At 56.2% G+C, this 21,868-nt stretch carries 33 protein-coding genes; 1 reads left to right on the forward strand and 32 read right to left on the reverse strand.

Annotation, left to right across the window (positions count from 1 at the left end):
• A complete protein-coding gene (locus tag NF676_RS24140) occupies positions 1 to 1,398 on the reverse strand; it encodes an MFS transporter (protein WP_041477665.1) in 1,398 nt (465 codons plus the stop codon).
• Between the two features lie 191 nt (positions 1,399 to 1,589).
• Between NF676_RS24140 and uvrA the strand changes: the two genes are divergently transcribed.
• Entirely contained in the window at positions 1,590 to 4,424 is a 2,835-nt protein-coding gene (gene uvrA / locus NF676_RS24145) for an excinuclease ABC subunit UvrA (RefSeq protein WP_041477664.1), read from the forward strand.
• A 65-nt stretch (positions 4,425 to 4,489) separates the two neighbouring features.
• Here the strand turns inward: uvrA and bfr are convergent, their stop codons facing one another.
• From bfr to tuf, 31 genes are all read right to left on the reverse strand, one after another.
• Entirely contained in the window at positions 4,490 to 4,957 is a 468-nt protein-coding gene (gene bfr / locus NF676_RS24150) for a bacterioferritin (RefSeq protein ID WP_130912285.1), read from the reverse strand.
• 149 nt (positions 4,958 to 5,106) lie between these two features.
• The gene (locus tag NF676_RS24155; RefSeq protein WP_252886879.1) at positions 5,107 to 6,561 is read right to left on the reverse strand and encodes a catalase; all 1,455 of its coding nucleotides are present in this window, start codon (positions 6,559 to 6,561) and stop codon (positions 5,107 to 5,109) included.
• A 240-nt stretch (positions 6,562 to 6,801) separates the two neighbouring features.
• Positions 6,802 to 7,188: a 50S ribosomal protein L17 gene (gene rplQ / locus NF676_RS24160; RefSeq protein WP_003176402.1), complete on the reverse strand. Its 387-nt coding sequence runs from the start codon at positions 7,186 to 7,188 to the stop codon at positions 6,802 to 6,804.
• A 42-nt stretch (positions 7,189 to 7,230) separates the two neighbouring features.
• Positions 7,231 to 8,232 carry a DNA-directed RNA polymerase subunit alpha gene (locus NF676_RS24165; RefSeq protein WP_016772946.1) on the reverse strand — a complete coding sequence of 334 codons (1,002 nt, stop codon included), beginning with the start codon at positions 8,230 to 8,232 and terminating at the stop codon, positions 7,231 to 7,233.
• Positions 8,233 to 8,254: 22 nt separating this feature from the next.
• The gene (gene rpsD / locus NF676_RS24170) at positions 8,255 to 8,875 is read right to left on the reverse strand and encodes a 30S ribosomal protein S4 (protein WP_003176404.1); all 621 of its coding nucleotides are present in this window, start codon (positions 8,873 to 8,875) and stop codon (positions 8,255 to 8,257) included.
• 18 nt (positions 8,876 to 8,893) lie between these two features.
• Positions 8,894 to 9,283, reverse strand: coding sequence for a 30S ribosomal protein S11 (gene rpsK, locus NF676_RS24175; protein ID WP_002555466.1), 390 nt, complete (start codon positions 9,281 to 9,283; stop codon positions 8,894 to 8,896).
• Between the two features lie 30 nt (positions 9,284 to 9,313).
• Positions 9,314 to 9,670, reverse strand: a complete 357-nt coding sequence (rpsM, locus tag NF676_RS24180; RefSeq protein ID WP_003186020.1) for a 30S ribosomal protein S13 — start codon at positions 9,668 to 9,670, stop codon at positions 9,314 to 9,316.
• 130 nt (positions 9,671 to 9,800) lie between these two features.
• Positions 9,801 to 9,917, reverse strand: coding sequence for a 50S ribosomal protein L36 (rpmJ, locus tag NF676_RS24185; protein ID WP_002555468.1), 117 nt, complete (start codon positions 9,915 to 9,917; stop codon positions 9,801 to 9,803).
• 27 nt (positions 9,918 to 9,944) lie between these two features.
• Positions 9,945 to 11,273 (reverse strand): preprotein translocase subunit SecY, encoded by a 1,329-nt coding sequence (secY, locus tag NF676_RS24190; protein WP_016772945.1) that lies wholly within the window; start codon positions 11,271 to 11,273, stop codon positions 9,945 to 9,947.
• Positions 11,274 to 11,711 (reverse strand): 50S ribosomal protein L15, encoded by a 438-nt coding sequence (gene rplO, locus NF676_RS24195; protein WP_003228720.1) that lies wholly within the window; start codon positions 11,709 to 11,711, stop codon positions 11,274 to 11,276. It abuts the gene before it with no gap.
• 3 nt (positions 11,712 to 11,714) lie between these two features.
• Complete coding sequence (gene rpmD, locus NF676_RS24200; protein ID WP_003176408.1) at positions 11,715 to 11,891, reverse strand: 50S ribosomal protein L30; 177 nt, start codon at positions 11,889 to 11,891, stop codon at positions 11,715 to 11,717.
• A gap of 2 nt (positions 11,892 to 11,893) precedes the next feature.
• On the reverse strand, positions 11,894 to 12,394 hold the full coding sequence (gene rpsE, locus NF676_RS24205) for a 30S ribosomal protein S5 (protein WP_007955637.1): 501 nt from the start codon (positions 12,392 to 12,394) through the stop codon (positions 11,894 to 11,896).
• 3 nt (positions 12,395 to 12,397) lie between these two features.
• Positions 12,398 to 12,748, reverse strand: coding sequence for a 50S ribosomal protein L18 (gene rplR, locus NF676_RS24210; RefSeq protein ID WP_003186037.1), 351 nt, complete (start codon positions 12,746 to 12,748; stop codon positions 12,398 to 12,400).
• A 10-nt stretch (positions 12,749 to 12,758) separates the two neighbouring features.
• Positions 12,759 to 13,292, reverse strand: a complete 534-nt coding sequence (rplF, locus tag NF676_RS24215; RefSeq protein ID WP_003228722.1) for a 50S ribosomal protein L6 — start codon at positions 13,290 to 13,292, stop codon at positions 12,759 to 12,761.
• Between the two features lie 12 nt (positions 13,293 to 13,304).
• Positions 13,305 to 13,697, reverse strand: a complete 393-nt coding sequence (gene rpsH / locus NF676_RS24220) for a 30S ribosomal protein S8 (protein ID WP_016772944.1) — start codon at positions 13,695 to 13,697, stop codon at positions 13,305 to 13,307.
• A gap of 208 nt (positions 13,698 to 13,905) precedes the next feature.
• The gene (rpsN, locus tag NF676_RS24225) at positions 13,906 to 14,211 is read right to left on the reverse strand and encodes a 30S ribosomal protein S14 (RefSeq protein ID WP_003186042.1); all 306 of its coding nucleotides are present in this window, start codon (positions 14,209 to 14,211) and stop codon (positions 13,906 to 13,908) included.
• Positions 14,212 to 14,224: 13 nt separating this feature from the next.
• Positions 14,225 to 14,764 (reverse strand): 50S ribosomal protein L5, encoded by a 540-nt coding sequence (gene rplE, locus NF676_RS24230; RefSeq protein WP_003210069.1) that lies wholly within the window; start codon positions 14,762 to 14,764, stop codon positions 14,225 to 14,227.
• Positions 14,765 to 14,784: 20 nt separating this feature from the next.
• Positions 14,785 to 15,099 (reverse strand): 50S ribosomal protein L24, encoded by a 315-nt coding sequence (gene rplX / locus NF676_RS24235; RefSeq protein ID WP_003186046.1) that lies wholly within the window; start codon positions 15,097 to 15,099, stop codon positions 14,785 to 14,787.
• Between the two features lie 11 nt (positions 15,100 to 15,110).
• Positions 15,111 to 15,479 (reverse strand): 50S ribosomal protein L14, encoded by a 369-nt coding sequence (gene rplN / locus NF676_RS24240; RefSeq protein WP_002555479.1) that lies wholly within the window; start codon positions 15,477 to 15,479, stop codon positions 15,111 to 15,113.
• A gap of 23 nt (positions 15,480 to 15,502) precedes the next feature.
• Entirely contained in the window at positions 15,503 to 15,769 is a 267-nt protein-coding gene (rpsQ, locus tag NF676_RS24245) for a 30S ribosomal protein S17 (protein WP_003194644.1), read from the reverse strand.
• 2 nt (positions 15,770 to 15,771) lie between these two features.
• Positions 15,772 to 15,963 carry a 50S ribosomal protein L29 gene (gene rpmC / locus NF676_RS24250; RefSeq protein WP_002555481.1) on the reverse strand — a complete coding sequence of 64 codons (192 nt, stop codon included), beginning with the start codon at positions 15,961 to 15,963 and terminating at the stop codon, positions 15,772 to 15,774.
• A complete protein-coding gene (gene rplP / locus NF676_RS24255) occupies positions 15,963 to 16,376 on the reverse strand; it encodes a 50S ribosomal protein L16 (protein ID WP_003228729.1) in 414 nt (137 codons plus the stop codon). Before rplP ends, rpmC begins: the two co-directional genes overlap by 1 nt.
• Positions 16,377 to 16,388: 12 nt before the next feature.
• Positions 16,389 to 17,075 (reverse strand): 30S ribosomal protein S3, encoded by a 687-nt coding sequence (gene rpsC / locus NF676_RS24260; RefSeq protein WP_003176422.1) that lies wholly within the window; start codon positions 17,073 to 17,075, stop codon positions 16,389 to 16,391.
• 13 nt (positions 17,076 to 17,088) lie between these two features.
• Positions 17,089 to 17,421 carry a 50S ribosomal protein L22 gene (gene rplV / locus NF676_RS24265; RefSeq protein ID WP_003103908.1) on the reverse strand — a complete coding sequence of 111 codons (333 nt, stop codon included), beginning with the start codon at positions 17,419 to 17,421 and terminating at the stop codon, positions 17,089 to 17,091.
• 11 nt (positions 17,422 to 17,432) lie between these two features.
• On the reverse strand, positions 17,433 to 17,708 hold the full coding sequence (rpsS, locus tag NF676_RS24270; protein WP_011336172.1) for a 30S ribosomal protein S19: 276 nt from the start codon (positions 17,706 to 17,708) through the stop codon (positions 17,433 to 17,435).
• Between the two features lie 16 nt (positions 17,709 to 17,724).
• Positions 17,725 to 18,549 carry a 50S ribosomal protein L2 gene (gene rplB / locus NF676_RS24275; protein ID WP_016772943.1) on the reverse strand — a complete coding sequence of 275 codons (825 nt, stop codon included), beginning with the start codon at positions 18,547 to 18,549 and terminating at the stop codon, positions 17,725 to 17,727.
• 14 nt (positions 18,550 to 18,563) lie between these two features.
• A complete protein-coding gene (rplW, locus tag NF676_RS24280; protein WP_002555488.1) occupies positions 18,564 to 18,863 on the reverse strand; it encodes a 50S ribosomal protein L23 in 300 nt (99 codons plus the stop codon).
• Positions 18,860 to 19,462, reverse strand: coding sequence for a 50S ribosomal protein L4 (rplD, locus tag NF676_RS24285; RefSeq protein ID WP_003228735.1), 603 nt, complete (start codon positions 19,460 to 19,462; stop codon positions 18,860 to 18,862). Before rplD ends, rplW begins: the two co-directional genes overlap by 4 nt.
• Positions 19,463 to 19,474: 12 nt before the next feature.
• The gene (gene rplC, locus NF676_RS24290) at positions 19,475 to 20,110 is read right to left on the reverse strand and encodes a 50S ribosomal protein L3 (RefSeq protein WP_003228738.1); all 636 of its coding nucleotides are present in this window, start codon (positions 20,108 to 20,110) and stop codon (positions 19,475 to 19,477) included.
• Positions 20,111 to 20,190: 80 nt separating this feature from the next.
• Positions 20,191 to 20,502 carry a 30S ribosomal protein S10 gene (rpsJ, locus tag NF676_RS24295; RefSeq protein WP_003186070.1) on the reverse strand — a complete coding sequence of 104 codons (312 nt, stop codon included), beginning with the start codon at positions 20,500 to 20,502 and terminating at the stop codon, positions 20,191 to 20,193.
• Between the two features lie 154 nt (positions 20,503 to 20,656).
• Entirely contained in the window at positions 20,657 to 21,850 is a 1,194-nt protein-coding gene (gene tuf / locus NF676_RS24300) for an elongation factor Tu (RefSeq protein ID WP_064361246.1), read from the reverse strand.
• Positions 21,851 to 21,868: the final 18 nt, after the last annotated feature.

Below are 21,868 nucleotides of genomic sequence, written 5' to 3' on the forward strand. Positions count from 1 at the left end.
CTAAGCGTCGCACGCAGCCCCGGCCGGGTTGTTGACCAGGCGTTCGAGGGTGGTGCGATCCACTAATTCTTTGTCCAGTTTGATGTAAACAGCCGCCTCTTCGGCGACTATCACTGCATCTGTTACCCCTACCAGGGCCTTGAGGCGCTCGACCAGACCCGCTTCGCGGATCGCTTCGGGCGACAACGGCAAGCGCAGGCTCGTCACGTAGGGAGGTTCGCGCATGGTAACAGCAAAGGCCAGCCAAAGTGCAGCCAGCGCGGCGCATCCGAGGAACACAACCGACAGACCGCCATGCTGGAACAACCAGCCGCCGAGTATCCCGCCGAGTGCCGAACCGAGGAACTGGCTGGTGGAGTACACGCCCATGGCCGTGCCCTTGCCGCCTGCCGGTGAAACCTTGCTGATCAGCGACGGCAACGATGCCTCGAGCAGATTGAACGCGGTGAAAAACACCACCGTACCGATCACCAGAGCACGCAGGCTGTCGCCGAACTGCCAGAAGAATAGTTCAGTCAGCATCAATGTCATGACGGCGCCGAGCAAAACTCGTTTCATTTTGCGTTTCTTCTCGCCGTAGATAATGAACGGGATCATGGCGAAGAACGAAATCAGCAGCGCGGTGAGGTAGACCCACCAGTGCTGTTCCTTGGGCAGACCGGCTTTTTCCACCAGTGCCAGCGGCAAGGCGACGAAGCTCGACATCAACATGGCATGTAACACAAAGATGCCCAGATCCAGGCGCAGCAGGTCCGGGTGCTTGAGCGTCGGCATCAGCGCCTGTCGGGCCACGCCGGACTCACGGTGCTGCAACGGCCCGGTGGATTGCGGCACCATGAACATGATGATCAGGATGCCGACCAGCGCCATGGCGCCAGTGGCGAGGAACAGCCCGGACAGCCCGAACGCACTGGTCAGTAACGGCCCGACCACCATGGCCACGGCAAACGACAGGCCGATGGTCATGCCGATCATCGCCATGGCTTTGGTGCGATGCTGCTCGCGGGTCAGGTCGGAAAGCAGCGCCATCACCGCTGCGGAAATCGCCCCGGCGCCCTGCAGGATTCGCCCGGCGATCACGCCCCAGATCGAATCGGCCTGGGAAGCCAGAACACTGCCGAGAGCGAAGACGATCAGGCCGAGGTAGATCACCGGCCGGCGACCGATGCGGTCGGAAATGATCCCGAACGGAATCTGGAAAATTGCCTGGGTCAGACCGTAAGCGCCAATCGCCAGCCCGATCAGGGCCGGGGTCGCTCCCGCCAGATCCATGCCATAGGTCGCCAGCACCGGCAACACCATGAACATGCCAAGCATACGGAAGGCGAACACCAGGGCCAGACCGCTCGCCGCGCGGGTCTCGCTGCCACTCATGCGTTCGCTGTGGGGATCGTGCATGGAAAAACCTCGTGTGAACCGGCGGCGATTCTACCAGTCCCATCGGAAGACGGGGTATATCGCGACGCTATGACGCGTATAGATGAAACTCTCTTCATGAACGGCAAAACGCCCTTCGTTTGATAGTGTGCATCCATCCAGTATTTGCCCGTATACTCCTACGTTTTCGACGCCCGCCAAGCGAGGCCACTTTGGACAAGATCCTGATACGTGGGGCCCGTACCCACAACCTGAAGAACATCGACCTGACCCTGCCACGGGACAAGCTGATCGTCATCACCGGCCTGTCCGGATCCGGCAAGTCGTCCCTGGCGTTCGACACGCTGTATGCCGAAGGTCAGCGCCGCTATGTCGAATCGCTGTCGGCCTATGCCCGGCAGTTCCTGTCGATGATGGAAAAACCCGACGTCGACACCATCGAAGGCCTGTCGCCGGCGATCTCCATCGAACAGAAGTCGACCTCGCACAACCCGCGTTCGACGGTCGGCACCATCACCGAAATCTACGACTACCTGCGCTTGCTCTATGCCCGCGTGGGCACGCCGCGCTGCCCGGATCACGACATTCCGCTGGAGGCGCAGACCGTCAGCCAGATGGTCGATCTGGTGCTGGCGCAGCCGGAAGGCAGCAAACTGATGTTGCTGGCACCGGTGATCCGCGAACGCAAAGGCGAACACCTGTCGGTCTTCGAAGAATTGCGTGCGCAAGGTTTCGTCCGCGCCCGGGTCAACGGACGCATTTGCGAGCTCGACGAGCTGCCGAAGCTGGATAAACAGAAGAAGCATTCGATCGATGTGATCGTTGACCGCTTCAAGGTCCGCGCCGATCTGCAGCAACGTCTGGCCGAGTCTTTCGAGACTGCGCTGAAACTCGCCGACGGTATTGCCCTGGTCGCGCCGATGGACGACGAGCCCGGCGAAGAAATGATCTTCTCCGCACGCTTCGCCTGCCCGATCTGCGGCCATGCGATCAGCGAGCTGGAACCCAAGCTGTTTTCCTTCAACAACCCGGCCGGCGCCTGCCCGACCTGTGATGGCCTGGGTGTGAAGCAGTTCTTCGACATCAAGCGTCTGGTCAATGGCGAGCTGACCCTGGCCGAGGGCGCGATCCGTGGCTGGGACCGGCGCAACGTCTATTACTTCCAGATGCTTGGCTCACTCGCCTCGCACTACAAGTTCAGCCTGGACAAGCCCTTCAACGAGCTGAGCGCCGAGCAGCAGAAGTTCATCCTGCATGGCAGCGGCTCGCAGAACGTCGACTTCAAATACCTGAACGACCGTGGCGACATCGTCAAACGCTCGCACCCGTTCGAAGGCATCGTGCCGAATCTTGAGCGTCGCTATCGCGAAACCGAATCGGCGAGCGTGCGCGAAGAGCTGGCCAAGTTCCTCAGCCATCAGGCCTGCCCGGATTGCCGTGGCACGCGTTTGCGCCGCGAAGCACGGCACGTCTGGGTCGGCGAGAAAACCCTGCCGGCAGTGACCAATCTGCCGATCGGCGATGCCTGCGAATATTTCGGTGCGCTGAAGATGACCGGTCGCCGCGGCGAGATTGCCGACAAGATCCTCAAGGAAATCCGCGAGCGCCTGCAGTTTCTGGTCAACGTCGGACTCGACTATCTGTCGCTGGATCGCAGCGCGGACACGCTCTCCGGTGGCGAGGCGCAACGGATTCGTCTGGCCAGCCAGATTGGCGCCGGCCTGGTCGGCGTTCTGTATATCCTCGATGAACCATCCATTGGTCTGCATCAGCGCGACAATGATCGGCTGCTCGGTACGCTCAAGCATTTGCGCGATATCGGCAACACGGTGATCGTGGTCGAGCATGATGAAGACGCGATTCGTCTGGCTGACTATGTCGTCGATATCGGCCCGGGCGCCGGTGTGCACGGCGGGCAGATCGTTGCCGAGGGCACGCCGGACGAAGTCATGGCACACCCGGATTCGCTGACCGGCAAATACCTGTCCGGCCGGGTGAAGATCGAAGTGCCGGCCAAACGCACCCCACGCAACAAGAAGCTCAACCTGTCGCTCAAGGGTGCGCGCGGCAACAATCTGCGCAATGTCGATCTGGACATCCCGATCGGCCTGCTGACGTGCGTGACTGGCGTATCCGGTTCGGGTAAATCGACACTGATCAACAACACGCTGTTCCCGCTAAGCGCCACGGCGCTCAATGGTGCGACCACGCTGGAAGCGGCCGCACATGACAGCATCAAAGGTCTGGAACATCTCGACAAAGTCGTCGACATCGACCAGAGCCCGATCGGTCGTACGCCGCGCTCCAACCCGGCGACCTATACCGGGCTGTTCACGCCGATCCGCGAACTGTTTGCCGGCGTGCCCGAGTCGCGCTCCCGGGGTTACGGCCCGGGGCGTTTCTCGTTCAACGTCAAGGGCGGTCGCTGCGAAGCGTGCCAGGGCGACGGCCTGATCAAGGTGGAAATGCACTTTCTGCCGGACATCTACGTGCCCTGCGATGTGTGCAAGAGCAAGCGCTACAACCGCGAAACCCTTGAAATCAAGTACAAGGGCAAGAGCATCCACGAGACCCTCGAAATGACCATCGAGGAAGCTCGGGAGTTCTTCGATGCAGTGCCGGCACTGGCGCGCAAGCTGCAAACGCTGATGGATGTCGGCCTGTCCTACATCAAGCTCGGGCAGTCGGCGACGACCCTGTCCGGCGGTGAAGCACAGCGGGTCAAGTTGTCGCGCGAGCTGTCCAAACGCGATACCGGCAAGACCCTGTACATCCTCGACGAGCCGACCACCGGCCTGCACTTCGCCGATATCCAGCAGTTACTCGATGTTCTGCATCGTCTGCGCGATCACGGCAACACCGTGGTGGTGATCGAGCATAACCTCGATGTGATCAAGACCGCTGACTGGCTGGTGGACCTCGGTCCTGAAGGCGGTTCCAAGGGCGGGCAGATCATTGCCACCGGTACGCCGGAGGAAGTTGCCGAGATGAAGCAATCTCACACCGGCCATTACCTCAAGCCGCTGCTGATCCGCGATCGGGCGTAACTGCCAAGCATGAAAAAGCCCCTGTCACCGTTGAGGTGCCAGGGGCTTTTTTGTACCCGGTGCAATCAGGACGCGTGGGATTGCAGGTAGTTCTCGAGACCGATCAGCTTGATCAGGCCCAGCTGCTTTTCCAGCCAGTAGGTGTGATCTTCTTCGGTGTCATTGAGTTGAACCCGCAGAATCTCACGGCTGACGTAATCCTGATGCTGCTCGCAAAGCTCGATGCCTTTGCACAGCGCAGCGCGGACTTTGTATTCGAGGCGCAGATCAGCTTCGAGCATCGTAGGCACGGTGGTACCGACGTCCAGATCATCCGGACGCATGCGCGGCGTGCCTTCAAGCATCAGAATCCGCCGCATCAATGCATCGGCGTGGCCGGCTTCTTCTTCCATCTCGTGGTTGATGCGCTCGTAGAGCTTGGTGAACCCCCAGTCCTCATACATCCGCGAATGAACGAAATATTGGTCACGCGCGGCCAGCTCGCCGGTCAGCAACGTATTGAGGTAATCGATTACATCTGGGTGGCCTTGCATCGCCCTACATCTCCCTTCCTGAAAGTCTGTAGTTTGAACCAACCTGACCGGAAGGTCACTCACCGAGCGCAATAAAAGCGAAGATATTCTGAGAAAAGCAGGCCAAATAACGCAAAAACCGCCCAAATGAGGGCGGTTCTGCTTCTCGTTTAGACTTCGTTAAGCTGTAGGCTGAGCAGCTTTGCGATTGCTTCTCCATACGCTGGATCGGCTTTGTAGAAATGCTGCAACTGACGATCGACGACGTCGCTGGAAACACCCGCCATCGCACCGGCAATGTTGCTAACCAGCAGCGCTTTTTGCTCGTCGCTCATCAAGCGGAACAAGGCACCGGCATGGCTGTAGTAGTCGGTGTCTTCGCGATGATCATAACGATCAGCGGCACCGCTCAAGGCCAGCGCTGGCTCCGCGTAATGCGGCGCTTGCTTCGGCGACTCAACGTAGCTGTTCGGTTCATAGTTCGGCGCCGCGCCGCCATTGCTGCCGAACGCCATAGAGCCGTCACGCTGATAAGTATTCACCGGGCTGCGCGGAGCGTTCACCGGCAATTGCTGGTGGTTGGTGCCCACACGGTAGCGGTGCGCGTCAGCGTAGGCGAATACGCGACCTTGCAGCATGCGGTCTGGCGACAGACCCACGCCTGGCACCATGTTGCTCGGGCCAAACGCAGCCTGTTCAACTTCAGCGAAGTAGTTCAGCGGGTTGCGGTTCAACTCCAGCTCACCAACTTCGATCAACGGAAACTCCTTCTGCGACCAGGTCTTGGTCACGTCGAATGGGTTCTCGTAATGAGCCGCCGCTTGCGCTTCGGTCATGATCTGAATGCACACGCGCCATTTCGGGAATTCACCGCGCTCGATGGCCTCGAACAGGTCACGCTGCGCATAGTCCGGGTCGGTACCGGCCAAACGGGCGGCCTCGGCTGGTGCCAGGTTCTTGATGCCTTGCTGAGTCTTGTAGTGCCACTTCACCCAGTGACGCTCGCCCTTGGCGTTGATCAGGCTGTAAGTGTGACTGCCGAAGCCATGCATATGGCGATAGCCGTCAGGGATGCCACGATCAGAAAACAGGATAGTGACCTGGTGCAGCGCCTCAGGCGAATGCGACCAGAAATCCCACATCATCTGCGCGCTTTTCAAGTTGCTTTGCGGCAGACGCTTTTGCGTGTGGATAAAGTCCGGAAACTTCAGCGGATCACGGATGAAGAACACTGGCGTGTTGTTGCCAACGATGTCCCAGTTGCCTTCCTCGGTGTAGAACTTCAAGGCGAAGCCGCGCGGATCGCGCTCAGTGTCGGCCGAACCACGCTCGCCACCTACGGTAGAAAAGCGCAGAAAGGTTGGCGTTTGTTTGCCTACCGATTCAAACAGCTTGGCACTGGTGTATTCCGTGATGTCACGGGTGACGGTGAACGTACCGTAAGCGCCCGAACCTTTAGCGTGGACACGGCGCTCGGGAATGTTTTCACGGTTGAAGTGCGCGAGTTTTTCGATGAGATGGAAATCGTCGAGAAGCAGCGGACCGCGTGGGCCGGCGGAACGGGAATTCTGGTTATCAGCGACTGGCGCGCCACTGGCGGTTGTAAGCGTCTTGGTCTGGCTCATGCGGTCTTCTTCCTCTGTCAGTCTTGAACTGCCGGCTAATGGGCTTGGCGGGAAGTATTGATCATCGACGTTACAGCTACAAATTCATTAACCTGCAAGCATCGATAGATAATTACTAATTATGTTTTTCCCGGCACATAGTGGCAGTTCAGCCATGTCAGAAACTTGTATGGACGGCGCATTTCTTACGGGCACAAAAAACCGGGCACTAGGCCCGGTTCTTTGTTTCAGACTGACGTCTTACTCGGCGGATACAGCTTCGCCAGCAGTAGCACGATCAACCAACTCGACGTACGCCATAGGCGCGTTGTCGCCAGCGCGGAAACCGCACTTGAGGATGCGCAGGTAGCCACCCTCACGGGTAGCGTAACGCTTGCCCAGGTCGTTGAAGAGCTTACCAACGATAGCTTTCGAACGAGTACGGTCGAAAGCCAGACGGCGGTTAGCCAGGCTGTCTGTCTTGGCCAGAGTGATCAGCGGCTCGGCAACGCGGCGCAGTTCTTTGGCTTTTGGCAGAGTAGTTTTGATCAGCTCGTGCTCGAACAGCGACACCGCCATGTTTTGGAACATGGCCTTGCGGTGCGAGCTGGTGCGGCTCAGGTGACGACCACTTTTACGATGACGCATGGTTCATTCCTTACCAAACACTACGTTCGGTGATTACGACGATCAGGCAGTCGCCTTGTCGTCCTTCTTAAGACTTGCAGGCGGCCAGTTGTCGAGGCGCATGCCGAGGGACAGACCGCGGGAGGCCAGAACGTCCTTGATTTCAGTCAAGGATTTCTTGCCCAGGTTCGGAGTCTTCAACAGCTCTACTTCGGTACGCTGAATCAGGTCGCCGATGTAGTAGATGTTTTCCGCCTTAAGGCAGTTAGCCGAACGTACAGTCAGTTCCAGATCGTCAACCGGGCGAAGCAGGATCGGATCGATCTCGTCTTCCTGCTCGACAACCAGCGGCTCACTTTCACCTTTGAGGTCGACGAACGCAGCCAGCTGCTGTTGCAGGATGGTTGCAGCGCGACGGATAGCCTCTTCAGGATCCAGGGTACCGTTGGTTTCCAGATCAATAACCAGCTTGTCCAGGTTGGTACGCTGCTCGACACGGGCGTTTTCCACCACGTAAGCGATACGGCGAACCGGGCTGAACGAAGAGTCGAGCTGCAAGCGACCGATGCTGCGGCTTTCGTCTTCATCGCTCTGACGCGAGTCGGCTGGTTCATAACCACGACCACGAGCTACGGTGAGCTTCATGTTCAGGGCGCCGTTAGACGCCAGGTTAGCGATTACGTGATCGGGATTAACGATCTCGACATCATGATCCAGCTGAATATCGGCAGCGGTAACCACCCCCGAACCCTTCTTCGACAAGGTCAGCGTAACTTCGTCACGACCGTGCAGCTTGATGGCCAGACCTTTAAGGTTCAACAGGATTTCAATTACGTCTTCCTGTACACCTTCGATGGCGCTGTACTCGTGGAGCACACCGTCAATCTCGGCCTCGACTACTGCGCAGCCGGGCATTGAGGACAACAGGATGCGGCGCAGCGCGTTGCCCAGGGTGTGGCCAAAACCACGCTCGAGAGGCTCGAGAGTGATCTTGGCGCGGGTTGGACTGACAACCTGCACATCAATGTGGCGGGGTGTCAGGAACTCATTTACCGAAATCTGCATGGATGCACCTATTTTCTAGCCCTTACTTGGAGTAGAGCTCGACAATCAGGCTTTCGTTGATGTCGGCGGACAGATCACTGCGAGCAGGAACGTTCTTGAAAACGCCCGACTTCTTCTCAGTGTCTACTTCTACCCATTCTACGCGGCCACGTTGGGCACACAGATCGAGAGCTTGGACAATGCGAAGCTGGTTTTTTGCTTTCTCGCGAACTGCAACCACGTCACCAGCACGAACCTGATACGACGGAACGTTTACGGTCTGACCGTTAACGCTGATCGACTTGTGCGATACCAGTTGACGGGATTCGGCACGAGTCGAACCAAAGCCCATACGGTATACAACGTTGTCCAGACGGCATTCGAGCAGTTGCAGCAGGTTTTCACCGGTTGCACCTTTCTTGCCAGCAGCTTCTTTGTAGTAGCCGCTGAACTGACGCTCGAGAACGCCGTAGATACGACGGACCTTCTGCTTTTCACGCAGTTGGGTGCCGTAGTCGGACTGGCGACCGCGGCGCTGGCCGTGGATACCAGGTGCTGCTTCAATGTTGCACTTCGATTCGATCGCGCGCACGCCGCTCTTCAGGAAGAGATCGGTGCCTTCGCGACGAGCGAGTTTGCATTTTGGACCAATGTAACGAGCCATTCTTTACAATCTCCTGGATTACACGCGGCGCTTCTTCGGCGGACGGCACCCGTTGTGCGGGATTGGCGTCACGTCGGTGATGCTGGCGATCTTGTAGCCACAGCCGTTCAAAGCGCGGACTGCGGATTCACGACCTGGACCTGGACCCTTGACGTTGACGTCGAGGTTTTTCAGGCCGTATTCCAGCGCAGCTTGACCAGCACGTTCAGCAGCTACTTGAGCAGCGAACGGGGTGGACTTGCGGGAACCGCGGAAACCCGAACCACCGGAGGTAGCCCAGGAAAGAGCGTTACCTTGACGGTCGGTAATGGTCACGATGGTGTTGTTAAAAGATGCATGGATGTGGGCGATGCCATCAACCACTGTCTTTTTAACTTTTTTACGAGGACGAGCAGCAGGTTTTGCCATGATTAAATTCCTGTCGATTCGCTGGGGCGATTACTTGCGGATCGGCTTACGCGGACCTTTACGGGTACGCGCGTTGGTCTTGGTACGCTGACCGCGTACTGGCAGACCACGACGATGACGCAGACCGCGATAGCAACCGAGGTCCATCAAGCGCTTGATTTTCATGTTGATTTCGCGACGCAGGTCACCTTCAGTGGTGAACTTCGCCACTTCGCCACGCAGCTGTTCAATTTGCTCGTCGCTCAGATCTTTGATCTTTGCTGCTGGGTTTACCCCAGTCACTGCACAGATCTTCTGCGCAGTAGTGCGACCAACACCATAGATGTAGGTCAGCGAGATAACAGTATGCTTGTTATCTGGAATGTTAACGCCTGCAATACGGGCCATTCAGTGGGACTCCAATTGACAGCTACCTACGCCCCGGAAGCCAAGAAATAGGGCGCGAGATAATATCGCTGTAATAACAAATAATCAACCCGGTAGCGCACTAGCTACCGGGCTTGAAGCACAATCACACTCAGCCTTGGCGCTGTTTGTGACGCGGTTCCGCGCTGCAAATTACTCGAACAACACCTTCGCGGCGAATAATCTTGCAGTTACGGCACAGCTTTTTCACCGATGCACGAACTTTCATCACCAACTCCTCGAACCTTATGGGTACTCAGCGCAACATGCCGCTGCCGTAACCCTTCAGGTTGGCTTTCTTCATCAGGGATTCGTACTGGTGCGAAACGAGGTGCGATTGTACTTGGGACATGAAGTCCATCACAACCACGACCACGATCAGCAACGAGGTCCCGCCAAGGTAGAACGGAACGTTTGCTGCAACCACCAGGAATTGGGGCAACAGGCACACGGCCGTCATGTAAAGAGCACCGAACAGGGTCAAGCGGGTCAGAACGCCATCAATATAGCGCGCAGACTGCTCACCTGGACGAATGCCCGGAATAAAGGCACCGGACTTCTTCAGGTTTTCCGCTACGTCTTTCGGATTGAACATCAACGCCGTATAGAAGAAGCAGAAGAAAATAATCCCTGCACTAAACAGCAGAATATTCAACGGCTGACCAGGAGCGATCGACTGCGAGATGTCCTGCAACCAGCCCATACCTTCAGACTGACCGAACCAGGCACCCAACGAAGCCGGGAACAGCAAAATGCTGCTCGCGAAAATAGCCGGAATAACACCGGCCATGTTCACCTTCAGCGGCAAGTGGCTTGTCTGCGCAGCAAAAACCTTGCGGCCCTGCTGACGCTTGGCGTAGTGAACAGCGATACGACGCTGACCACGCTCAATGAACACCACGAAACCGATAATCGCTACTGCCAGCAAACCGATGGCAACCAGGGCGAAGATGTTGATATCGCCCTGACGCGCAGACTCGAAAGACTGCCCGATTGCTCTCGGAAGACCGGCGACGATACCCGAAAAAATCAACATCGAGATACCGTTGCCAACACCACGCTCAGTAATCTGCTCACCCAGCCACATCATGAACATCGCACCAGCCACAAATGTGGTTACCGCGACGAAATGGAAGCCAAAGTCACCAGTGAACGCGACGCCCTGCCCCGCCAGACCAATGGACATGCCAATAGCCTGGACCAGAGCGAGAGCGACGGTGAGGTAGCGGGTGTACTGGCTAATCTTGCGACGGCCAGCTTCACCTTCCTTCTTCAACTGCTCCAGCTGCGGGCTGACGGCGGTCATCAGTTGCATGATGATCGATGCCGAAATGTACGGCATGATCCCCAGTGCAAAGATGCTCATCCGTTCCAGCGCGCCGCCGGAGAACATGTTGAACAAGCTAAGAATGGTCCCCTCATTCTGTCGAAACAGGTCTGCGAGTCGGTCCGGGTTGATACCTGGAACCGGGATGTGTGCGCCTATTCGGTAGACGATAATCGCCAGGAACAGAAAACGCAGACGAGCCCAGAGTTCAGACATACCGCCTTTGCCGAGCGCAGAGAGAGCACCTTGCTTAGCCATTTATTCCTCGAACTTGCCGCCAGCTGCTTCGATAGCCGCACGCGCACCTTTGGTGGCGCCGATTCCCTTGCCGATAGTGACAGCGCGAGTCACTTCACCGGACAGCATGATTTTCACACGCTGTACGTTGACGTTGATCACGTTGGCATCTTTCAGGGACTGCACAGTAACGATGTCGCCTTCCACTTTAGCCAGCTCGGACAAACGCACTTCTGCGCGATCCATGGCTTTCAGGGAAACGAAACCGAACTTAGGCAGACGACGATGCAGCGGCTGTTGACCGCCTTCAAAGCCTGGAGCGATGGTGCCACCGGAGCGGGAGGTCTGACCTTTGTGACCACGGCCACCAGTCTTGCCCAAACCACTACCGATACCACGGCCCGGACGATGCTTTTCGCGACGGGAACCCGGCGCTGGACTCAGATCATTGAGTTTCATCGATTAACCCTCGACACGCAGCATGTAGTAAGCCTTGTTGATCATCCCGCGATTCTCGGGAGTATCCTGGACTTCTACAGTGTGACCGATGCGACGCAGACCCAGACCCTTAACGCACAGTTTGTGGTTAGGGATGCGGCCGGTCATGCTTTTGATCAGCGTAACTTTAACGGTAGCCATGATTACTTGATCTCCTCAACACGCAGGCCACGCTTGGCAGCGATGGACTCAGGAGACTGCATAGCCTTCAGACCCTTGAAAGTGGCGTGAACCACGTTTACCGGGTTAGTCGAGCCGTAGCACTTGGCCAGAACGTTCTGAACGCCAGCAACTTCGAGGACAGCACGCATAGCGCCGCCAGCGATGATACCGGTACCTTCAGAAGCAGGCTGCATGTACACCTTCGAAGCGCCGTGAGCGGACTTCATTGCGTACTGCAGAGTGGTGCCGTTCAGGTCAACTTGAATCATGTTACGGCGAGCAGCTTCCATTGCCTTCTGGATCGCAGCAGGCACTTCACGCGACTTGCCACGGCCGAAGCCAACACGCCCTTTACCATCACCAACCACGGTCAACGCGGTGAAAGTGAAGATACGGCCGCCTTTAACGGTTTTGGCTACGCGGTTAACTTGAACCAGCTTCTCGATGTAGCCTTCGTCGCGCTTTTGGTCGTTATTTGACATAACTTAGAACTCCAGCCCAGCTTCACGAGCAGCATCAGCCAGCGCTTTAACGCGGCCATGGTACTTGAAGCCAGAGCGGTCGAAAGCCACTTGCGATACGCCAGCGGCCTTAGCACGCGTAGCGACCAGCTGGCCAACCTTTGTGGCCGCGTCGATGTTGCCAGTGGCACCATCACGCAGTTCTTTATCCAAAGTCGAGGCACTTGCCAGGACTTTGTTGCCGTCGGCCGAGATGACCTGGGCGTAGATGTGCTGCGACGAGCGGAACACGCAGAGACGCACGACTTCGAGTTCGTGCATTTTCAGGCGTGCTTTGCGAGCGCGACGCAGTCGAGTAACTTTTTTGTCGGTCATTTGCTATGCCCTACTTCTTCTTGGCTTCTTTACGACGGACGACTTCGTCCGCGTAGCGCACACCTTTGCCTTTGTACGGCTCTGGTGGACGGAAGTCGCGGATCTCGGCGGCCACTTGACCTACCAGCTGCTTGTCGATGCCCTTGATCAGGATATCGGTCTGGCTAGGAGTCTCAGCGGTGATGCCTTCCGGCAGTTCGTAATCCACTGGGTGCGAGAAGCCAAGAGCCAGGTTCAGAACCTGACCTTTTGCTTGCGCTTTGTAACCAACACCGACCAGCTGGAGCTTGCGCTCAAAGCCTTGGCTTACGCCCTGGACCATGTTGTTTACCAACGCACGCGTGGTACCGGCCATTGCGCGAGTTTGTTGATCGCCATTGCGAGCAGCGAAACGCAGCTCACCAGCTTCTTCAACGATCTCAACGGACGAATGGATGTTCAGTTCAAGAGTGCCCTTGGCACCCTTCACCGAAAGCTGTTGGCCTGCGAATTTGACTTCGACACCGGCTGGCAGCTTAACGGGGTTCTTAGCGACGCGAGACATGCTTATCCCCCCTTAGAACACAGTGCAAAGAACTTCGCCGCCGACACCGGCAGCGCGCGCAGCACGATCAGTCATCACACCTTTGTTGGTGGAGACGATAGACACGCCAAGACCGCCACGAACTTTCGGCAGATCTTCAACGGACTTGTACTGACGCAGGCCTGGACGACTAACGCGCTTCACTTCTTCGATAACCGGACGGCCTTCGAAGTACTTCAGCGAGATGGACAGCGACGGCTTGGCGTCGGTGGTGATCTGAAAATCCGCGATGTAACCTTCGTCCTTCAGGACTTTTGCTACAGCAGCCTTCAACGTGGAAGACGGCATGCTTACGACAGACTTTTCAGCCATCTGGGCATTACGGATTCGAGTTAGCATGTCCGCTAACGGGTCCTGCATACTCATGGGCTAGACGCTCCTAATACAAAAAAATTAGCCTTGCGGCTACTACTTGTCGCCGAGAACTTCCGGGCAGAAAAACACGGGCTCAGGCGAGCCGGTCATTCTAGACACACCCCAGAAATGAATCAAGCCCCAAAAGGGGCTTGATTCAGATTCAAGGCCACCGATGGTCAGGTTCTTGCGAACCCGAACATCGAGACTTTGACAACAATTACCAGCTGGCTTTAACCAGACCTGGCACGTCACCACGCATTGCAGCTTGACGCAGCATGTTACGGCCGAGGCCGAACTTGCGGTACACGCCGTGCGGACGACCAGTCAGGCGGCAACGGTTACGCATGCGCGAAGCGCTTGCGTCACGTGGTTGCTTCTGCAGAGCTACGGTAGCTTCCCAACGCGCTTCTGGACTTGCGTTCAGATCGACGATGATAGCTTTCAGCGCTGCACGCTTGGTGGCGTACTTGGCAACGGTGAGCTGACGCTTCAGCTCACGGTTCTTCATGCTCTTCTTGGCCATTTTCCTACTCCAATCAGTTGCGGAACGGGAATTTGAAAGCACGCAGCAGAGCGCGGCCTTCATCATCGTTCTTGGCAGTGGTGGTCAGGGTAATGTCCAGACCGCGGAGAGCATCGATCTTGTCGTAGTCGATTTCCGGGAAGATGATCTGCTCTTTCACGCCCATGCTGTAGTTGCCACGACCATCGAAGGACTTGGCATTCAGGCCGCGGAAGTCGCGAACCCGAGGCAGGGAGATCGACAGCAGACGATCCAGGAACTCGTACATACGCTCACGGCGCAGGGTCACTTTGACGCCGATCGGCCATCCTTCGCGGACTTTAAAGCCAGCGATGGATTTACGAGCGTAGGTCACAACGACTTTCTGGCCGGTGATCTTTTCCAGGTCAGCAACAGCGTGCTCGATGACTTTTTTGTCGCCGATCGCTTCGCCCAGACCCATGTTCAGGGTGATTTTGGTAACGCGCGGAACTTCCATCACGTTCGAAAGCTTAAGTTCTTCCTTAAGTTTCGGAGCGATTTCCTTCCGGTAAATCTCTTTTAGTCGTGCCATGGTCTTCTACCTAGCAGTGTTCAAGCATCAACCGCTTTTTGGGTCGACTTGAAGACACGAATTTTCTTACCGTCTTCTACTTTGAAACCAACGCGGTCAGCCTTGTTGGTTTCGCCGTTGAAGATGGCGACGTTGGAAGCGTGCAGTGGCGCTTCTTTCTCGACGATACCGCCCTGTACGCCCGACATCGGGTTAGGCTTGGTATGACGCTTGACCAGGTTCAGACCACCAACAACCAGACGGTTGTCAGCAAGAACCTTCAGCACCTTACCGCGCTTACCTTTGTCTTTGCCGGCGATCACGATGATCTCGTCGTCACGACGAATCTTTTGCATGTCGGATCTCCTTACAGCACTTCTGGGGCGAGCGAGACGATCTTCATGAACTTCTCAGTACGAAGTTCACGGGTCACTGGCCCAAAGATACGGGTGCCGATCGGCTCTTGCTTGTTGTTCAGAAGAACAGCAGCGTTGCCATCAAAGCGGATAATGGAGCCATCAGCACGACGTACGCCGTGACGAGTGCGGACTACAACAGCAGTCATCACTTGGCCTTTTTTCACTTTACCGCGAGGAATTGCTTCCTTCACGGTAACTTTGATGATGTCACCGATACCAGCGTAACGACGATGGGAGCCACCCAGCACCTTGATGCACATAACACGGCGAGCGCCGCTGTTATCGGCCACATCGAGCATGGATTGAGTCTGAATCATATAATTTCTCCGACCCCTAGCCCTTAGACTTCCACAGCGCGTTCGAGAACATCAACCAGCGCCCAAGACTTGGTCTTGGCCATCGGACGAGTTTCACGAATAGTGACTTTGTCGCCGATGTGGCACTGATTGGTTTCGTCGTGCGCGTGCAGCTTAGTCGAACGCTTAACGTATTTACCGTAGATCGGGTGCTTTACGCGACGCTCGATCAGAACGGTGATGGTTTTGTCCATCTTGTCGCTGACAACACGGCCAGTCAGCGTACGGACAGTTTTTTCGGCTTCAGCCATGATCACTTACCTGCCTGCTGGTTGAGCACAGTCTTCACGCGAGCGATGTCACGCTTAACTTGCGAGAGCAGATGAGACTGCCCCAACTGGCCAGTTGCTTTCTGCATGCGCAGATTGAACTGGTCGCGCAGCAAGCCGAGCAGTTGCTCGTTCAGCTGCTGTGCGGATTTTTCACGAAGTTCATTCGCTTTCATCACATCACCGTCCGTTTAACAAAGGAGGTGGCGAGCGGCAGCTTTGCAGCAGCCAGGGCGAAAGCCTCACGCGCCAGCTCTTCAGAAACACCCTCGATTTCATACAGGACTTTGCCTGGCTGAATCTGGGCAACCCAGTACTCCACGTTACCCTTACCTTTACCCATACGAACCTCGAGAGGTTTCTTGGAAATCGGCTTGTCCGGGAATACACGGATCCAGATCTTGCCGCCACGTTTTACGTGACGGGTCAGAGCACGACGCGCTGACTCGATCTGACGAGCGGTGAGACGACCACGAGCAACAGACTTCAGCGCGAACTCGCCGAAGCTGACTTTGCTACCGCGCAGTGCCAGACCACGGTTGTGGCCGGTCATCTGCTTGCGGAACTTCGTACGCTTTGGTTGCAACATTTGGCGTACCCCTTACTTAGCAGCTTTTTTACGAGGCGCTGGTGCTTGTGGTTTCAGTTCTTCTTGGCGACCACCAATAACTTCGCCTTTGAAGATCCAAACCTTTACACCGATCACACCGTAAGTGGTGTGAGCTTCGTAGTTGGCATAGTCGATGTCGGCACGCAGGGTGTGCAGTGGCACACGACCTTCGCGATACCATTCAGTACGTGCGATTTCAGCACCGCCGAGACGACCGCTCACTTGGATTTTGATGCCTTTGGCACCAATGCGCATGGCGTTCTGTACAGCGCGCTTCATAGCGCGACGGAACATTACACGACGCTCCAGCTGCTGAGCTACGCTCTGCGCAACCAGCATACCGTCGAGCTCCGGCTTGCGGATCTCTTCGATATTGATGTGCACAGGCACACCCATTTGCTTGGTCAGGTCCTGACGCAGTTTCTCAACATCTTCACCTTTCTTCCCGATAACGATACCTGGACGAGCGGTGTGGATGGTGATGCGTGCAGTTTGGGCCGGACGATGGATATCGATACGGCTTACGGACGCGCTTTTTAGTTTGTCTTGGAGATACTCACGCACTTTCAGATCTGCGAACAAGTAGTCCGCATAAGTCCGACCGTCTGCGTACCAGACGGAGGTGTGCTCCTTGACGATTCCCAGGCGAATGCCAATGGGATGTACTTTCTGACCCATCTCTTCGACTCCGTTACTTGTCAGCAACCTTGACAGTGATATGGCAAGACCGCTTGACGATGCGATCAGCACGGCCTTTGGCACGTGGCATGATGCGCTTCAGCGAACGCCCTTCGTTGACGAAAACGGTGCTGACCTTCAGGTCATCAACGTCTGCGCCTTCGTTATGCTCGGCGTTGGCTACGGCCGACTCCAGCACTTTCTTCATGATCTCGGCGGCTTTCTTACTGCTGAAAGCCAACAGGTTGAGCGCTTCGCCCACCTTCTTCCCGCGGATCTGGTCGGCGACCAAGCGGGCTTTCTGGGCGGAGATTCGAGCGCCCGACAACTTAGCGGCTACTTCCATTTCCTTACCCCTTAACGCTTGGCTTTCTTGTCAGCCACGTGCCCGCGATAGTTGCGGGTACCGGCGAACTCGCCCAGTTTGTGGCCGACCATGTCTTCGTTAACGAGAACTGGGACGTGCTGACGACCGTTGTGTACTGCGATGGTCAGACCGACCATTTGTGGCAGGATCATCGAACGACGCGACCAGGTTTTAATTGGTTTGCGATCGTTCTTTTCCGCCGCCACTTCGATCTTCTTCAGTAGGTGAAGATCAATAAAAGGACCTTTTTTCAGAGAACGTGGCACTGTCGTATCCCTCTATTTACTTGCGACGACGGACGATCATTTTGTCGGTACGCTTATTACCACGAGTCTTCGCGCCCTTAGTCGGGAAGCCCCATGGCGATACCGGATGACGACCACCAGAGGTACGACCTTCACCACCACCATGTGGGTGGTCAACCGGGTTCATGGCAACACCACGAACGGTTGGGCGAACGCCACGCCAGCGTTTGGCACCAGCTTTACCCAGCGAACGCAGGCTGTGCTCGGAGTTCGAGACTTCACCCAGGGTCGCACGGCATTCAGCCAGGACTTTACGCATTTCACCGGAACGCAGACGCAGGGTCACGTAGACACCTTCACGAGCGATCAACTGAGCCGAAGCACCAGCGGAACGAGCGATCTGTGCACCTTTACCTGGCTTCAATTCGATGCCGTGTACGGTAGAACCGACTGGAATGTTGCGCAGTTGCAGAGCGTTGCCTGGCTTGATTGGAGCCAGAGCGCCTGCGATCAGCTGGTCGCCAGCACTCACGCCTTTAGGGGCGATGATGTAGCGACGCTCGCCGTCTGCGTAGCACAGCAGTGCGATGTGAGCAGTACGGTTTGGATCGTATTCGATACGCTCGACAGTGGCGACGATGCCATCTTTGTCGTTGCGACGGAAATCGACCATACGGTAATGCTGCTTATGACCACCACCGATGTGACGAGTGGTAATACGGCCATTGTTGTTACGACCACCAGACTTCGATTTTTTCTCGAGCAGCGGTGCGTGAGGAGCGCCTTTATGCAGCTCCTGGTTGACCACCTTGACCACAAAACGGCGGCCAGGGGAAGTCGGTTTGCATTTAACGATTGCCATGATGCACCCCTTCCTTACTCAGCACTGCTGCTGAAATCGAGATCTTGGCCTGGCTGAAGGGAGATAACTGCCTTCTTCCAGTCATTACGCTTGCCCAGACCGCGAGCAGTGCGCTTGCTCTTACCCAGAACGTTCAGGGTAGTGACGCGCTCTACTTTCACGCTGAACAGGCTTTCGACGGCCTTCTTGATTTCCAGCTTGGTTGCATCAGTAGCAACCTTGAAAACGAACTGGCCTTTCTTGTCTGCCAGAACCGTAGCCTTCTCGGAAACGTGCGGGCCAAGCAGAACTTTAAATACGCGTTCCTGGTTCATCCCAGCAGCTCCTCGAATTTCTTCACGGCCGACACGGTGATCAACACCTTGTCGTATGCGATCAGACTAACTGGATCGGAACCTTGCACGTCACGTACATCTACGTGCGGCAGGTTGCGAGCAGCCAGGTACAGGTTCTGATCAACAGCGTCCGACACGATCAGAACGTCGGTCAGGCTCATGTTGTTCAGTTTGCCCAGCAGATCTTTGGTTTTCGGAGTTTCAACAGCGAAATCCTGAACCACGACCAGACGATCAGTACGCACCAGCTCAGCAAGGATGGAACGCATTGCTGCGCGATACATCTTCTTGTTCAGCTTCTGGGAGTGATCCTGTGGACGAGCTGCGAAAGTGGTACCGCCGCCACGCCAGATTGGGCTACGGATAGTACCGGCACGAGCACGGCCAGTACCTTTCTGACGCCATGGGCGCTTGCCGCCACCACGAACGTCGGAACGGGTCTTCTGCTGCTTGCTACCTTGACGGCCGCCGGCCATGTAGGCCACGACTGCTTGGTGAACCAGCGTCTCGTTGAATTCGCCGCCAAATGTCAGTTCGGAAACTTCGATCGCTTGAGCGTCATTTACATTTAATTGCATGTCAGCTTCCCCTTAACCGCGAGCCTTGGCTGCTGGACGTACAACCAGGTTGCCGCCAGTAGCGCCAGGAACAGCACCCTTGACCAACAACAGATTGCGTTCAGCGTCCACGCGCACTACTTCCAGGGACTGCACGGTCACGCGCTCAGCGCCCATATGACCGGACATTTTTTTGCCCTTGAATACACGACCAGGAGTCTGGCACTGGCCGATAGAGCCTGGGACGCGGTGGGATACGGAGTTACCGTGGGTGTTATCTTGCCCGCGGAAATTCCAACGCTTGATCGTACCCTGGAAGCCTTTACCCTTGGACTGACCGGTTACATCAACCAGTTGACCAGCGGCGAAGATTTCAGCGTTGATCAGATCGCCAGCCTGGTACTCGCCTTCTTCAAGGCGGAATTCCATGGTGGTGCGACCAGCGGCAACGTTCGCTTTAGCGAAGTGGCCAGCCTGAGCTGCTGTTACACGCGAAGCGCGACGCTCGCCGACAGTGACTTGCACTGCACGATAGCCATCGGTCTCTTCAGTTTTGAACTGGGTGACGCGATTCGGCTCGATCTCAATGACCGTGACCGGAATGGAGACACCTTCTTCGGTGAAAATACGGGTCATACCGCATTTACGACCGACTACACCAATAGTCATGTTGTAAACCTCATGAGTGTACGGGGCTTTCACCCGCTATGGCCGCCCATTTCAGAGCGTTACACGACCAAGACCGAGTCTTAGCCGAGGCTGATCTGCACTTCCACACCGGCCGCAAGATCAAGCTTCATCAGCGCGTCAACGGTTTTATCCGTTGGCTGGACGATGTCCAGAACACGCTTATGAGTGCGGATCTCGTACTGGTCACGCGCGTCTTTGTTGACGTGCGGGGAAACCAGAACGGTGAACCGCTCTTTACGGGTAGGCAGTGGAATTGGACCACGCACTTGAGCACCAGTACGTTTCGCGGTTTCCACGATTTCCTGGGTTGATTGGTCGATCAGGCGATGGTCAAAAGCCTTCAACCTGATACGGATTTGCTGATTTTGCATTGGATTTCAGACTCCGGCTGCTATTCCCACCGGGCGCAATACGCCCGTTAAAAGGAGGCGCAATTCTATAGACGCCCCCGATAGGTGTCAACCCAATAAAAAAGCCCCCGCTGAGCGGGGGCTTTTTCAATCCATCAAGCTGACTTTAAAAGTCTTACTCGATGATTTTGGCTACGACGCCAGCGCCGACGGTACGACCGCCTTCACGGATAGCGAAACGCAGACCATCTTCCATCGCGATGGTTTTGATCAGGGTAACAGTCATCTGAATGTTGTCACCTGGCATTACCATTTCAACGCCTTCTGGCAGCTCGCAGTTACCAGTCACGTCAGTAGTACGGAAGTAGAACTGTGGACGGTAGCCTTTGAAGAACGGAGTGTGACGACCGCCTTCTTCCTTGCTCAGAACGTAAACTTCTGCAGTGAACTTGGTGTGCGGCTTGACCGAACCTGGCTTGACCAGAACCTGCCCACGCTCAACGTCGTCACGCTTGGTACCACGCAGCAGAACGCCGCAGTTCTCGCCAGCACGACCTTCGTCGAGCAGCTTGCGGAACATTTCAACACCGGTGCAAGTAGTAACGGTGGTGTCACGCAGACCAACGATTTCCAGCGGATCCTGAACGCGAACGATACCGCGCTCGATACGACCAGTCACAACAGTACCGCGACCCGAGATCGAGAATACGTCTTCGATTGGCATCAGGAATGGCTTGTCGATCATACGAACTGGTTCTGGGATGTAGGCATCCAGAGTTTCAACCAGCTTCTTGACGGCAGTGGTGCCCATCTCGTTGTCGTCTTTGCCTTCCAGCGCCATACGAGCCGAACCGATGATGATCGGAGTGTCGTCGCCCGGGAAGTCGTAAGTCGACAGCAGGTCACGAACTTCCATCTCAACCAGTTCCAGCAGCTCAGCGTCGTCTACCAGGTCAGCCTTGTTCAGGAAGACCACGATGTACGGAACGCCAACCTGACGGGACAGCAGGATGTGCTCACGGGTTTGCGGCATCGGACCATCAGCGGCCGAGCAAACCAGGATAGCGCCGTCCATCTGAGCAGCACCGGTGATCATGTTCTTCACGTAGTCAGCGTGACCTGGGCAGTCAACGTGAGCGTAGTGACGGATCTTCGAGTTGTACTCAACGTGCGCGGTGTTGATGGTGATACCGCGAGCTTTTTCTTCTGGTGCGCTGTCGATCTTGTCGAAGTCAACGATTGCAGAACCGAAAACTTCAGAGCAAACGCGAGTCAGAGCAGCAGTCAGAGTGGTTTTACCGTGGTCAACGTGACCGATGGTGCCAACGTTGACGTGCGGTAGGGAACGATCAAATTTTTCTTTAGCCACGACAATTAACTCCTAGCC

The organism is Pseudomonas siliginis (assembly GCF_024072275.1).
GTDB classification, from domain to species: Bacteria; Pseudomonadota; Gammaproteobacteria; order Pseudomonadales; family Pseudomonadaceae; genus Aquipseudomonas; species Aquipseudomonas siliginis.

What these genes read in the sequence shown, in the direction of transcription:
- NF676_RS24140 (WP_041477665.1), bottom strand. Translation starts at nt 1,398, where the DNA reads ATGCACGATCCCCACAGCGAACGCATGAGTGGCAGCGAGACCCGCGCG.
- bfr (WP_130912285.1), bottom strand. Translation starts at nt 4,957, where the DNA reads ATGCAAGGCCACCCAGATGTAATCGATTACCTCAATACGTTGCTGACC.
- NF676_RS24155 (WP_252886879.1), bottom strand. Translation starts at nt 6,561, where the DNA reads ATGAGCCAGACCAAGACGCTTACAACCGCCAGTGGCGCGCCAGTCGCT.
- rplQ (WP_003176402.1), bottom strand. Translation starts at nt 7,188, where the DNA reads ATGCGTCATCGTAAAAGTGGTCGTCACCTGAGCCGCACCAGCTCGCAC.
- NF676_RS24165 (WP_016772946.1), bottom strand. Translation starts at nt 8,232, where the DNA reads ATGCAGATTTCGGTAAATGAGTTCCTGACACCCCGCCACATTGATGTG.
- rpsD (WP_003176404.1), bottom strand. Translation starts at nt 8,875, where the DNA reads ATGGCTCGTTACATTGGTCCAAAATGCAAACTCGCTCGTCGCGAAGGC.
- rpsK (WP_002555466.1), bottom strand. Translation starts at nt 9,283, where the DNA reads ATGGCAAAACCTGCTGCTCGTCCTCGTAAAAAAGTTAAAAAGACAGTG.
- rpsM (WP_003186020.1), bottom strand. Translation starts at nt 9,670, where the DNA reads ATGGCCCGTATTGCAGGCGTTAACATTCCAGATAACAAGCATACTGTT.
- rpmJ (WP_002555468.1), bottom strand. Translation starts at nt 9,917, where the DNA reads ATGAAAGTTCGTGCATCGGTGAAAAAGCTGTGCCGTAACTGCAAGATT.
- secY (WP_016772945.1), bottom strand. Translation starts at nt 11,273, where the DNA reads ATGGCTAAGCAAGGTGCTCTCTCTGCGCTCGGCAAAGGCGGTATGTCT.
- rplO (WP_003228720.1), bottom strand. Translation starts at nt 11,711, where the DNA reads ATGAAACTCAATGATCTGAGTCCAGCGCCGGGTTCCCGTCGCGAAAAG.
- rpmD (WP_003176408.1), bottom strand. Translation starts at nt 11,891, where the DNA reads ATGGCTACCGTTAAAGTTACGCTGATCAAAAGCATGACCGGCCGCATC.
- rpsE (WP_007955637.1), bottom strand. Translation starts at nt 12,394, where the DNA reads ATGTCAAATAACGACCAAAAGCGCGACGAAGGCTACATCGAGAAGCTG.
- rplR (WP_003186037.1), bottom strand. Translation starts at nt 12,748, where the DNA reads ATGACCGACAAAAAAGTTACTCGACTGCGTCGCGCTCGCAAAGCACGC.
- rplF (WP_003228722.1), bottom strand. Translation starts at nt 13,292, where the DNA reads ATGTCTCGCGTCGCTAAGAACCCCGTTAAGCTGCCAGCCGGTGTCGAA.
- rpsH (WP_016772944.1), bottom strand. Translation starts at nt 13,697, where the DNA reads ATGAGTATGCAGGACCCGTTAGCGGACATGCTAACTCGAATCCGTAAT.
- rpsN (WP_003186042.1), bottom strand. Translation starts at nt 14,211, where the DNA reads ATGGCCAAGAAGAGCATGAAGAACCGTGAGCTGAAGCGTCAGCTCACC.
- rplE (WP_003210069.1), bottom strand. Translation starts at nt 14,764, where the DNA reads ATGGCACGACTAAAAGAGATTTACCGGAAGGAAATCGCTCCGAAACTT.
- rplX (WP_003186046.1), bottom strand. Translation starts at nt 15,099, where the DNA reads ATGCAAAAGATTCGTCGTGACGACGAGATCATCGTGATCGCCGGCAAA.
- rplN (WP_002555479.1), bottom strand. Translation starts at nt 15,479, where the DNA reads ATGATTCAGACTCAATCCATGCTCGATGTGGCCGATAACAGCGGCGCT.
- rpsQ (WP_003194644.1), bottom strand. Translation starts at nt 15,769, where the DNA reads ATGGCTGAAGCCGAAAAAACTGTCCGTACGCTGACTGGCCGTGTTGTC.
- rpmC (WP_002555481.1), bottom strand. Translation starts at nt 15,963, where the DNA reads ATGAAAGCGAATGAACTTCGTGAAAAATCCGCACAGCAGCTGAACGAG.
- rplP (WP_003228729.1), bottom strand. Translation starts at nt 16,376, where the DNA reads ATGTTGCAACCAAAGCGTACGAAGTTCCGCAAGCAGATGACCGGCCAC.
- rpsC (WP_003176422.1), bottom strand. Translation starts at nt 17,075, where the DNA reads ATGGGTCAGAAAGTACATCCCATTGGCATTCGCCTGGGAATCGTCAAG.
- rplV (WP_003103908.1), bottom strand. Translation starts at nt 17,421, where the DNA reads ATGGAAGTAGCCGCTAAGTTGTCGGGCGCTCGAATCTCCGCCCAGAAA.
- rplB (WP_016772943.1), bottom strand. Translation starts at nt 18,549, where the DNA reads ATGGCAATCGTTAAATGCAAACCGACTTCCCCTGGCCGCCGTTTTGTG.
- rplW (WP_002555488.1), bottom strand. Translation starts at nt 18,863, where the DNA reads ATGAACCAGGAACGCGTATTTAAAGTTCTGCTTGGCCCGCACGTTTCC.
- rplD (WP_003228735.1), bottom strand. Translation starts at nt 19,462, where the DNA reads ATGCAATTAAATGTAAATGACGCTCAAGCGATCGAAGTTTCCGAACTG.
- rplC (WP_003228738.1), bottom strand. Translation starts at nt 20,110, where the DNA reads ATGACTATTGGTGTAGTCGGTCGTAAATGCGGTATGACCCGTATTTTC.
- rpsJ (WP_003186070.1), bottom strand. Translation starts at nt 20,502, where the DNA reads ATGCAAAATCAGCAAATCCGTATCAGGTTGAAGGCTTTTGACCATCGC.